Annotated in this window: 8 protein-coding genes; 3 read left to right on the top strand and 5 right to left on the bottom strand. The window is 45.0% G+C overall.

Features of this window, described 5'->3' with window-relative positions; all coding sequences use genetic code 11:
* Positions 1–17 precede the first annotated feature (17 nt).
* Both FCL46_RS15915 and aroA read left to right on the top strand, forming a co-directional pair.
* Positions 18–848, top strand: a complete 831-nt coding sequence (locus FCL46_RS15915; RefSeq protein WP_136806643.1) for a shikimate dehydrogenase — start codon at positions 18–20, stop codon at positions 846–848.
* 49 nt (positions 849–897) lie between these two features.
* Entirely contained in the window at positions 898–2166 is a 1269-nt protein-coding gene (aroA, locus tag FCL46_RS15910; RefSeq protein ID WP_136806644.1) for a 3-phosphoshikimate 1-carboxyvinyltransferase, read from the top strand.
* Positions 2167–2236: 70 nt separating this feature from the next.
* Here aroA and FCL46_RS15905 read toward each other — a convergent pair whose 3' ends face one another.
* From FCL46_RS15905 to FCL46_RS15885, 5 genes are all read right to left on the bottom strand, one after another.
* Positions 2237–3040, bottom strand: a complete 804-nt coding sequence (locus FCL46_RS15905; protein WP_136806645.1) for an SAM hydrolase/SAM-dependent halogenase family protein — start codon at positions 3038–3040, stop codon at positions 2237–2239.
* Positions 3041–3112: 72 nt separating this feature from the next.
* The gene (gene mltA, locus FCL46_RS15900; RefSeq protein ID WP_167505822.1) at positions 3113–4318 is read right to left on the bottom strand and encodes a murein transglycosylase A; all 1206 of its coding nucleotides are present in this window, start codon (positions 4316–4318) and stop codon (positions 3113–3115) included.
* Between the two features lie 23 nt (positions 4319–4341).
* Positions 4342–5409 carry a lytic murein transglycosylase gene (locus FCL46_RS15895; RefSeq protein WP_136806647.1) on the bottom strand — a complete coding sequence of 356 codons (1068 nt, stop codon included), beginning with the start codon at positions 5407–5409 and terminating at the stop codon, positions 4342–4344.
* A gap of 63 nt (positions 5410–5472) precedes the next feature.
* Positions 5473–6435, bottom strand: a complete 963-nt coding sequence (locus tag FCL46_RS15890) for a DHH family phosphoesterase (RefSeq protein ID WP_136806648.1) — start codon at positions 6433–6435, stop codon at positions 5473–5475.
* Between the two features lie 45 nt (positions 6436–6480).
* Positions 6481–8988 carry an LPS-assembly protein LptD gene (locus FCL46_RS15885; protein ID WP_136806649.1) on the bottom strand — a complete coding sequence of 836 codons (2508 nt, stop codon included), beginning with the start codon at positions 8986–8988 and terminating at the stop codon, positions 6481–6483.
* A gap of 657 nt (positions 8989–9645) precedes the next feature.
* On the opposite strand from FCL46_RS15885, the gene FCL46_RS15880 reads away from it, so the two are divergent.
* On the top strand, positions 9646–12228 hold the full coding sequence (locus tag FCL46_RS15880) for an Rne/Rng family ribonuclease (RefSeq protein WP_136806650.1): 2583 nt from the start codon (positions 9646–9648) through the stop codon (positions 12226–12228).
* Positions 12229–12258 lie beyond the last annotated feature (30 nt).

Below are 12258 nucleotides of genomic sequence, written 5' to 3'. Positions count from 1 at the left end.
AATACAGAGGATGCGCAGTGAACATAGATGGAAAAACAAAAGTTTATGGAATTATTGGCAATCCTGTGAGCCACTCGATGAGTCCAGTAATGCAAAACAGTGCATTTGCAGAGATTGGCGAGAATGGAGTGTATGTTCCCTTACCGGTCGAGGATGTGGCAATTGCTCTGCCGGGCCTGAAAGCCCTCGGGATGCATGGCGCAAGCGTTACTATTCCTCATAAAGAGACGGTGATTCCTTTTTTGGATCATATTGACCCTGTAGCTGAACGCATTGGGGCAGTTAATACCCTGCATGTTGTCGAGACTGTGAGAGGGCGTGAATTACATGGGTCAAACACCGACTGGATTGGTGCCAATAGAGCATTAATGGCAAAAATGGATCTCGCGGAGAAGTCTGTTGTTGTTCTCGGGGCGGGCGGAGCTGCAAGGGCAATCGGATTCGGGCTCTTAGAGGCAGGAGCCACGATGTCTCTTTGCAGCAGAACTGAAAACCGGGGTAGGGAATTGGCTAAAGAATTGGGTTGTCCATGGTATTCCCTGTCTGAGGTTGACAAACTTGAAGCAGATATTCTCATTAATGCGACATCTGTCGGCATGACTCCGGATATTGATGCGACTCTGGTGTCGCCAGATGCCCTTCGGGCATACGCGGTTGTAATGGATATCGTCTACTCGCCACTTAAAACCCGTTTGCTTACTGATGCAGAGGCAGCAGGCTGTCAGGTGGTTACAGGGTTGGAGATGCTATTGTACCAGGGGGTCGCCCAGTTTGAACTCTGGAGCGGGAAAACAGCGCCGGTCGATGTAATGCGAAATGCGTTGTTGAAAGCGACTGGAAATATTTAATATGTGAGGGGTGTTTCACCTCATTTTCTATACAAGGGACAGTTTTTAGATGATTGAAATTACACCAGTAGGAAAAGTTGACGTAACCCTTGCAGTGCCAGGTTCTAAAAGCCTTACGCAGCGAGCACTCATTGCAGCTTCACTTGCTGAGGGCACCAGTAGGCTCATGGGTCCACTCGCTAGTGAAGATACTGAATACTCATCTGGTGCACTGGCACAGATGGGTATGACGATCACCAAAGGAGATGATTTCTGGACTGTTGAGGGTAAAGCTGGTGTTATCAGCCCAACAAAAGAATCAATTTTTCTTGGTAACAACGGGACAGCCACCCGCTTTCTCACCTCGGTTGCCTCTCTTGGAAACAGCTCATATGTTATTGACGGCGACGAGAGAATGTATGAGCGTCCGATTGGGCCGCTGATGCAGGCGTTGCAGGGATGGGGAGTGGATATTTCATCAGAGAAAGGAACAGACTGCCCGCCACTGAACATCAATGCAAACGGATTGCTTGGTGGCGAAACGGTTTTGCCTGAAGGCAAGAGCAGTCAGTATCTCTCATCATTGCTTTTGGTAGCGCCTTATGCCGCAAAACCAGCGACATTGAAGGTTGAAGGCGAAGTGTTCTCTAAGCCTTACGTTGCAATGACTCTTTCTGTAATGGCAGATTTTGGCATTGTTGTTGAATGTGCTAGCGATTATAGCTCGTTCACTATCCCGCAGGGTTGCTATAAAGCGATGGATTACAATGTAGAGGGCGATGCTTCCAATGCCTCCTATTTCTGGGCTGCGGCTGCTGTCACTGGTGGTAGTGTGACCGTAAGTAATGTTCCTGTGCCTTCGCTTCAGGGAGACGCTATGCTTGTACCTCTGCTTGGACGCATGGGTTGTGAAGTGATAAAGGAAGGAAACGGGATAACCGTAAAGGGAAGTAAGCCGTTGCAGGGCATTACTGTTGATATGGCTGATATGCCGGATGTTGTTCCTACACTTGCTGTTGTCGCTGCTTTTGCGGAAGGAAAAACTGAGATTAAAAATATCGCTCATTTACGTATTAAAGAATGTGACCGATTAAACGCTGTAGTCACTGAGCTTACCAAGCTTGGTGCAAAAGTTGAAGAATTTCCTGATTCGATGATCATTCACGGTGATGGTGGTAAGAGTCTGCATGGTGCTGAGATTGAGACATACAATGACCATCGCATGGCGATGTGTTTTGCTGTTGCAGGTCTTAGAGTTCCAGGTGTTAAGATTACCGGTGAGGGGTGTGTTGCAAAATCGTTCCCTGATTTCTGGGAACGCTTTGCTTTGTTGAAATAATCAACGTATGTGATAGCAGTGTAAAAAATGGTGCATATCGATCAGGTCGATATGCACCATTTTTTTAATTTTACTGTGTAATATGAACACTCACGGTATCGCCCCTGGCTATATGTAAATTTTCAGCTGCAGAGCCGCAATTGATTGCGATTTCAAGGTGGTTATGGCTGTCATAGAGTGCAAGAGGTTGATTGGGTTCCGCAACAGCATAGCTTGAGGCTAATCCATGAATATGTACGTCACCGATTTTTATTAAAATCGTTTGATTCGACCCTAAGTTTTTAATGAGTGAAGATGTGATATTGGTGCAGATGTTTCCAAAATTATCAATATGGATCACTTTGCCGTGAATCGAATCACTCTGCACGTGAGGAGTGTAATCGTCTAGTTTGACGCAATCTTCAGGTTGTATACGTTTTCCTGTTTCGGAAAGTGATAACCCGCCGGCAACACGTGCTGCAACAGGCGCCATGATATCTCTTCCATGAAACGTTGAAGTTGTATTTTCCCGATAGAGTTTTGTATTACTTATTGTGTAGAGTTTCACATTTTTATGACGCTCAAGTACTGCGCTGAGTGTTCCGTTATCTGGTGCGATGAAGAACTGTCCGCCAGCTTCAATGGCAAGTATTGAACGGGCTGATCCTACTCCCGGGTCTACAACGATTATATGCACGGTGCCATGCGGGAAATAGCTGTAAGCCCTTCCGAAGATGAAGCTGGCTGAAGCAACATCCTGGGGTGGAATGCTATGGCAGATATCTACAATGCGTGCTTCAGGGAGTATGGTATAAATAACTCCTTTCATTGAAGCTACATATTCGTCTGTAAGTCCGAAGTCAGTGGTCAGGGTGATCAGCGGATAATGTGACATGGTTCCTGCCCCTCCTTTACGTAGATATTATTACTGAATAGCGTGTTATTACAGATTTTCGGATGTCATTGATCAATATCTCAAGAAACCTTTCTTTATGAAAAAGTAGAGTTTTCCCTTTTCCTTCATGTTACCTGCAGCAACTTCAGCATAGAGGCCGTTACCCCAGAACAGGTCTACCCGACCGGCCCCCTCAATAGCAGATCCGGTATCCTGAGGAAAGACAAATCGGCTGGTCGATACCCATTCAAGGATTAAACCGTCTGTATTCACCAAAGGTCTTTTCGTTTGCAGCCATCCAAAGAGTTCGGGGGGGAGGCTGGACTGGTCAATTGCGATGGAGCGGCCTTTGGTCAGGGGTTGGCCAAGATTTCCTCTGGGTGGTTTATCATCTCCCCAGGCAAAAAAGATAAAGCGTGGGTTGTGGTGCAGAATTCGTTTTTGTTCAGCCGGATGTGAGTTGAAATAGCTGCGTATCGTCGGAATGGAAGCTTCCTTCAAGCTGATTTTACCCTCATCAACCAGCAATTTTCCTATGCTGTTGTAGCTGTGCCCGTTGTGACCGGCAAATCGAACAGATCGCTGGTTTCCGTCAGGCAGAAGGATTTTTCCAGACCCTTGGACATGCAGGAGAAAAGCTTCAAATGGATCTTTAAGGTAGACGAGTTCATCACCCTTGAGAGGCTGATTGTTTTCAATTTCAGCTCGTGTCCAGTAATTGGTAAAATTGCCGTGTACATCAATTCTGCCAACCGATGTCATCTGCGATTCTGGTGCTGTTTGTGTTACCAGTGAAGCCGGTTTGGAATACAATGGATATTTGAATTGTTCAGTTTCCGACAAGCTGCCCTCAAAGAGCGGCTCGAAATATCCGGTAACCAGCATGGTACCTATGGTTTCATCTTTTCTACCCGTCGCCATAAAAATATCAAAATCATGAGCTATTCTATTGTGAATTTCCAGAGTGTCAGGCGTGGATCGAAGTATTGATATCAGCTCATCGACAGAATGTAATAACCACTGGCGTGGGTAAGTGTGATTGGCGACTGTCAGATGGTGACCTTCGGGTAGGTTGGTTAGATAGTTTCTATGGCTAAGAGCACATGCAAGCAGGTCGGCTCTGTCTCCGTCATCAGTAAAGAAAGGGAGTTCGGGCGTTGGTACAGGCACTAGCGGAGTGCGATGCTGTTGTGAGCATCCACTGATTTGAAAAAGAAGAGTTACAAGGCAAAGAAAACGAATAGCAATTAAAAAAGAGCGACCAGATAGAGCGTTCATCCAAAACATAATAGCAAAGTGTGTTATCTGGCCAATGCCATTGCAAGCTGACTTACTGCCATGGCATACCTGTTTGAGTGATTCCAGGCAGTAATGGCCCTGAAGTTTGTGTATGCAGCAAAATACCTTTTTCCGCCTCCCAGTAGCGGACTTACTTCCAGGCCGATAATCGTAAGTGGTTTATTATCAGGCGGATGTGGCAGTTGTTTTTGCTGATTCTCTGATAATTGCTGCCATGAGATTCTTCCTTTGCTCCCTTTCATATATGTGTCGACCAACAGTTCTGACTTAAGGTTTTTGCCAAGATCAGCGAAAACTGGGCCGTCAAGGACCCAATGATGCCTTTTAAGATAATTGGCTATTGAAGCAAGAATGTCAGGGACCGAGGTGAAAACATCCCGCTTTGTATCTCCGTCAAAGCTTACAGCAAATTCACGAAAGCTTGAGGGGATGAACTGTGTCTGGCCGAAAGCACCGGCGTACGAACCCTTCACGGTTTTCGGTTCGATACTATTTTCACGGCATAAGAGCAGAAAATGAACTAATTGATTTTTGAAAAATTGAGACCTTCGCGGATATGCGTCAAATAGTGTGTTGAGCGTCTGGAAGACATTATATTTACCGGTATTCTGACCGAATCGCGTTTCGATTGCCCAGATTGCGATGATATACTCACGATCAACGCCGAACTCAGTTTCAATGTTATCAAGAAGCAGTTTATGGTCGGTAAGTTGCTGTTTGGCAACCTCAATTATTGCTGGTGTGAAAATGAGTTTGAGGTAGAAATTGAACGAAGATGTCGGCTGTTGATTGTCGATCAAAGATAATACTGTAGGGCTAAGCGTAACACCGGCAAAAAGTCTCCTGAGTTGATTCTGTTCAAACCCATGGGTGTCTATGAGTTCTGCAAAGAGTTCTCTATACTTTTCGCTATCAATATCTATACGTTGGTTGTGCTCTTTTGATGTAGGCGTGGATTCAGCTGGAGGTGCTGCTTGTGTTGAAGGTGTGGCAAAGAGGATAAAGGACAGAGTGATCACTAGATAGATCATCAGGCAAGAAGGCGTTGTCGCTGTGGGTAATGATCTCATGTGTTTTAGAAGGCTCTGTTTGTAAATTCTCGGATCATCACCTGTTTGTATAATTTCCTGCGGTTAAGAGTATGTGGTGTTGAATGCTTGAATGAAGTCGTCAAACAACGATTCCGGTATGCTGTTAATTCCTGCTGCTGCTTCACGGCCACCACCTGTTGGGAATTGTTTGCAGAGGGTGACTGCATTTTTCTTGTTATTGAGAGGAGCCCGCACACTGATACGAAGCGTTCCATCATCGTTTTCAGTGATAAGCGCATGGGCGGAATCCGGCTGTTCTCTTGCCTTCATGTTGGCAAAAACACCGGAAACCCGGCGGGCCCAGGGGGCATTGGGAAGAATGAAGATTCTATTCTTTCCCTTAGGGTTATATTCTTTGCAATTTAAGGCTGAAGCGATATCAGCATCATACCCCTTACGAAGTGTGGTGAGATGTTCAGAATTAGTAAAGAATTCGAATGGATTCTCAAACGGTGCAACCGCACGATATAACTCTTCAGGGTGATAGTGGAGGTCAGCAGGTATGGTGCCGTAGCCATTGTAATTCAATAACTCACCTATTTCACGTAACTGATCAGTTTCTGTATCAGAGAGTGATAGTGTTGCGGCCAGTTTTTGTGCCTGATCGTGGAGATTGTCGCCATATACGCCGCATATGGCCCATCCAGCATATCGATTATCGAGTGCTTTACTTACAATCAGAGAGGTGCACGTATCAGCTGATGCTAGGATATGTGTTTCCAGAAGTTTTGAATGAGGAATGTCGGTAGCCGCATGATGATCATAATAAAATATATTATTGCCACGATTAAGCAGGCTTAGCAGAGGTTCTCTGTTGCTATCAAGTGATATATCAAGCACAGTAAGGGTGCATTGTTCAATAGCAGCCAGCTCAGCTTTGGCAAGCAGGGTTATATCCCGCTTTACACCGGTGATAAGCCGAGCTTCAGGACGAGGTGCCGCGAGGCGGAGTTGGTGCAGCGCACAAATGCCGTCTGCATCACCATTGAATATGTCAAAATACATACGTTTCTCTCTACAAAAAACTTTTGCTGATTGATTTGTCGGTTTTTAAAAACTGGCGCCAAATGGCATACCAATATTGGCAAGGTTAAATACAACCAGAAACGTTGTGTCTGACGGAGTGTACTTCGTCTGCATTTTTACAGACCAGCATAATTCTGTATAGAGCAGTGAGAAGTTGGCCACATTGGTTTCACTTTCAGAAATAGAGTGCTCAACTTCGAGTTCTGTAGCCCATTTAGCAGATAAATCTGCGTGAATGGTGGCGTTTATCTGTTCGACACTGTCTTTGGTGAAGCTGTAATCTACGCTGAAAAAGTCGCCCCGAGAGTTTGTATACTGTCCTTCAAAGCTATGTCTGACAAACCCATCACCATACACATCTATGTTAGTATCATATTCAAAATGGAGTTTCTCGATGGGAGTGACAGCCAACTGGATTTGCACATCAGAGAACGGTTCGTCTTCTTCTCCATCTTCAGGATCAAGCAGACTGTAACTCTGGTTAATTTTAAAGTATCCATACTCCCGCGTGGCAGTTCCTGAGAATACGTTAAAGAAGTTGTCTATACCGTAGGTGATTTGATTCGCCTCGCTGATAGTATCCACTGAATCGAACTGCGGGAGATCGTCCTGGTCAACATCAGGGATATATTCATATTTGACAAAAGGCTGCATTAAGTGATCAACAGAATCAAAGGATTCTCCGGAGAGAGCAAAATTTCTCATCACTGTGCTGGATACCTCAAACTCAAAATTTGCGGTCAGCCTGTCCTGAGTATCGTCTTTATCCCATGTGGAATCGCCGTACTCCTGAACTATGTAATATGTTTCACGTACACCGAGTTCTGCACGGGATTCAAGATATGGTGAAAGCGGGATCGAAGAACTAATGTTGGGGTGGATATCAAAACGATGAGCACCTATGCCGTCTTCACGCCAGTAATTAATATAATCTGCATCCCACTCAAAAGAGATGCCGGTTGTTGAGACGGGAAGGACCCCCGAAAATTGTATATCAGGAAGTTTCCAGAGTGGGGTCGGGTTGGTTTCATCTTCCCGAACATCGTTGATTGCAAGCAGGTTGGTTTCGAGTGAGATACCGCTCCAGCTTTTTAGAAATTTCAGAGTATTTTGTCTGGTGGTGTCAGTTTTGTTTTCAAATCCTCGCCCGAACACCTCCTGAAAACGATCGTCCGTATCGTCGAATCCCGTGTAGCCACTGTTAAATTCCGAGAGGTAATCTTTGTCAGATACTATATCCACGTCAAGTCTTGTCTGCCAGTTGTCACCAATAGTGTGGTCAGCCTTGGCACGAACCCAGTAACGATCAGAGTTAGTATGGCTATATCCGGTATCCACATAGTACTCAGTGGATTGGTCTGTACCTGAGAGACTGTCGTTTAAATAACTACCGGTGAAAACGCCTTTATTGTTTTCATTGCGGACATAGCGGAATTCAGCACCAGGCATAAAACCGCGATCAAAATAGATTTCAGGGAAAAGTGTTATGTCCATTGAGTTGGACAGGTTGATGAAGAAGGGCACATTAAAGCTAAAACCGCCGGAACCAGAGTTTGAAGCCTCAGGAAAAAGAAAACCGGTCTGTCGTGTATTTTTTACAGGTACGATCATGTATGGGGTATAAAATATCGGTACACCTTTTACATTGAACGTTGCATGTTTCATTACGGCATAGCCATCCTGCTTGATGGTTGTGTCTTTGCTGGCAAATGACCATGGTGGTGTTTTGCCTTCGTCTACCTTACAGGTAATGACCCATCCTTCCTGTATGTGATAGGTGTTGAGCCCGGTTTTCTCGATAGTTTTTCCTTCGAGGTGCAGGGAATCTTCTTTTCTGATGATAATAGCATCAGTGAAGGAACCAGTCTCAGTGTCAAGTTTAACGCTTCCCTCATCGGCCATGAGGGTGTCATCTTCGCTGGAAACCTCTACATTCCCTTTGGCTTTTATGGATTGCATATCAACATCATAGGTAAGCCAGTCTGCCTTGATAACAAGGGTTGTCTTGACTTGCTCTTCAACGTCTGTCAGTTCGACGATTTCCTCGGCTGTTATTTCTTGCTGTGGCGTTTTCTCATCGAGTAATTCCGCCCACTCAGTCACCTCTGTATCAACAGGGATAGCTTTGGGTGGAATTTTTACACGTTTTTCCAGTATGATATTGCCTTCTGCGACAATACTTCTAGGATCTTCGTAACGTGTAATCTTGTCCGCAGAAATATTCCATTCAGCTGTGGCCACTGACTCTGCAAGGCAGGTAGCAGTGGGTAGTAAAAAAGCTGAAAGGGCCAGAGAGGTTAAAACTGCTTTAGTTCCAGAGCATTTTACCGGGCAGGATGTCACAGTATACTCCTTGTGAAAGTTTTCATGCTTTCGCCTGTTTTTTTTGCAGGTTTTGAGCATGGTAGCTGAGTTTGTCACAATTGTAGAATCAGATGTTTCTCGGATTACTGATATTTCATCATAAAATACAGTAGAAAGTAAACATCGAACTGTACGTTTCTCCTCTTTCGGTGTCAAGTTTAAAGTCATAGATTTACCTTGATAATGAAAGGGAATTGTTTTATTTTTGGAACTGCTAAGATTTCATCGTATAAAGATGGCTTTTTTGGATGATAATACGCCCGTTGTCCTGAAGGAAACCTCCAGTGGTTGTGAATCAGAATCGCACCAGATTGGACTAAGAGAGCAATATCAGGTACGCTCTTAGATAAGGTACCTGTTTGTAATGGTAACGGGTAAAAAGAATTCTTCCGGCAGCATCATTTCAGTTTTGAGTTTTCTCATTCTGGGTTGATGTTTCCGAGAGTATAGAAGTGCTACCGGGAAGAAATTAATACGAGATCAGGCTGTGCTGCCCGGTCATCCCGGGAGGATTGAAATTCCTCAAATTTGACAAAACTGGAGGCATATTATTCCAGACACGTCTTTTCCTATCAATGCTTTGAAGCAATGCTCGCCCGAAAAAAAACGGGAAACTGAGCAGACTACAGCTAACAGGACGTGAATGGGGGGTATGCTGGTAGACGCGACGGGATTATTCTTATTTAACCCGGTATCGCGAATTTAATGTGTTCTGGAGCCTTTTTGTCGCAGATGTGTAACAAACATTTGTGAAATAATGGTTTTAGAAGATGGAATATCTGTTGGGTGAGGACTAGTCTGATCTGGCGGATGTTAAGGATATTTATGGTAGAGACAAAGAAACCTGAAGAGAAAAAACCAAGCAGAAGAATCAAGGCAACAACAGGCGCGTGGTGGAAAAGTACGATAGTTGAGGACGTTGAAGTAGCACCAGCAGAACAGAAACCTGTTGAAAAAGCGGCTATTCAAGAAACCCCTAAAGCAAAACCTGCCGGAAGAAGACCTCGAAAAGCGTCGGTGTCGATAGAAGCAGACCAGCCTCCTGTAACTCAAGCCCCTACAGTTCCTGAAGAAGTTGTAGAAAAGCCTGAAAAAGTCGCAGAAAAGCCCAAAACTCCACGGAAAAGAGCTCCCCGCAAACCAAAGGCAGAAGTTGCAGTTGCCCCGGAAACGGTAGAAACCGCAATTGTTACTGGCACACCGGAAGTTATCAGTTCACCTGAGGTGGTGACAGAAGAACCTGTTGTGACAGAAGACGTTGTTAAGCCGAAGCGGCAGCCTAGAAAACGTCCGCCTCGCAGAAAACCGCGAGAGGTTGAAGAGAAGCCTCTCGCAACATCAGATCTCTCATCCCCTGCAATCAATGAAGGCGATGTTGAAGGTGACGCTGCTGAGCCTGTTGAAGCAAAAGCACCAGCACCACGACGGGCACAGCGAAAAAGAAAACCACCTGTAAAAAAGACTGTGCCGCAGGAGGGAAATGACAATTCTCAGGCTGAGGATGTTGTTTCTACAGACAGTGCAACGCCTGCTGTTTCAGATTCTGTTGTGACTCCGGTTGATTCAGTAACTCCCGAAGATGTAGACAAACCTGAGGTAACCGGGTCGGAAGGTGAAGCTGAGAGTACAGAAGTTGCTGCCCCTGAAAAGAGGAGACGGAAACCTTCTCAGCGCAGATCTCGTGGAAGAAGAAAGGATCAGCCAAAAACGGAGAATGAAGCTGATACTCCTGATACTGCCGAGCAGGATGACGATGAAGATATAACAGGCGCTAAGGAGCAGAAGGATTGGGAGAGAACAAGTAATCTCGATTCAACACGTGAAAAGCCGCTCGCTGATTTGCCGGAAGACGATGAATCCGAGAAAGAGTCTGTTGTTCTGAAGCTGTTGATTAACGCAGAAGAACCTGAAGAGTGTCGTCTCGCACTCCTTGAGAATGGCCGTCTTGAGTCAATCCATGTATCGACCATCAACAGGGCTCTTACCAAAAATAATATCTACAAAGGAAGAATTGTTGCCATTGAGCCAAACCTTCAGGCCGCCTTTATCGATTACGGTACTGAAAAGAACGGCTTTCTGCCATTTAGCGAGATTCACCCTGAATATTATAAGCAGGAACTTAGCAATGAGATTCAAGGGCTGGTAGATTCGCATCAGTGGAAGAGGTTGTCTATTCTTGATGTTGTGGAAAAGGGCCAGGACGTTATGGTCCAGGTCGTGAAAGAAGAGGTTGGTAAAAAAGGTGCCAATATGACCACCTACCTCTCACTTCCCGGTCGAAGCGTTGTTCTTATGCCCGGCTCTGATTCTTCAGGAATAAGTCGTAAGATATCTGGAGAAGAGCGTCGTTCACAGTTACGCACCGCTATGAATTCGCTTGGTATTCCTGAGGGAATCGGCTGGATTGTACGTACAGCGAGTGTCGATATAACCAAGACCGCCCTGGCAAGAGATGTTGGTTATCTTTTGCGTCTTTGGGAAGAGATTAAAAAGAAAGCACAGGGAATGGACGGTGTTGGCCAGGTTTATGAAGATCATCAATCTGTTCTTCGCTTTTTACGCGAACATTTTGATCCTTCCATTGAGGAAATTTTAGTCGATGACCTCGAAGCGATGGAGCAGGTCAAAGAATTTATTTCATTACTTCCAAGTAAGCAACGTGATGTAAAAGTTCGTTTACACAAGGGCTCACGACCTATATTCAATCAGTTCAGTGTAGAGGACCAGATTGAATCAATCTATCAGCCAAGGGTAAACCTGCCTTCTGGAGGCTCAATTGTAATCGATCCTACTGAGGCACTTGTTGCAATTGATGTAAACTCAGGTTCGACAAGCAAAGGCAAAAATTTCGATCAGTCCATCTATCAAGCTAATCTTGAGGCAGCAAGTGAGATTGGACGTCAGTTGCGTTTGAGGGATCTTGGAGGGCTTGTGGTAGTTGATTTCATCGATATGCGAAATAAGAAGCATATTCGTGATGTTGAGCGTCAGCTCAAAGTATCCATGAAGCGGGATAAAGCTAAAGTTGATTTTAGCCGTATTTCAAAATTCGGTCTTATGCAGATCTCTCGTCAGAAGCTTGGATCTCCTATCGAGGCGGGTAATTACAGAGTTTGTCAGCATTGTAAAGGGCGCGGAATAGTTCGCTCAGTTGAAACGCTGGCATTATTCTACCTGCGCCGTATTCAAACAGGAGCAAGCCGAAAACATGTGCAGCGGGTTGAATGTCATTTCCCGCTTGATGTTGCTCAGTATTTACAGAACAATAAACGCCTTGAGATTCATGAGCATGAAACACGCTATGATACCGAGATTATTATCCTCGGAGATCCAGGCATGACTCCTGTAGAGCATGAGATAACACTGCATAAAGCAGAAAAAGAACCGATAGGGAAAAAACAGGCTTGATGTCTGTTACAAACTGCGGTATAAAGTCTC

Source organism: Desulfosediminicola flagellatus (assembly GCF_005116655.2).
In the GTDB taxonomy this organism is placed as follows: domain Bacteria; phylum Desulfobacterota; class Desulfobulbia; order Desulfobulbales; family Desulfocapsaceae; genus Desulfopila; species Desulfopila flagellata.
The sequence above is the reverse complement of the archived record's forward strand: the minus strand, read 5'-3'. Positions and strand labels throughout refer to the sequence as shown.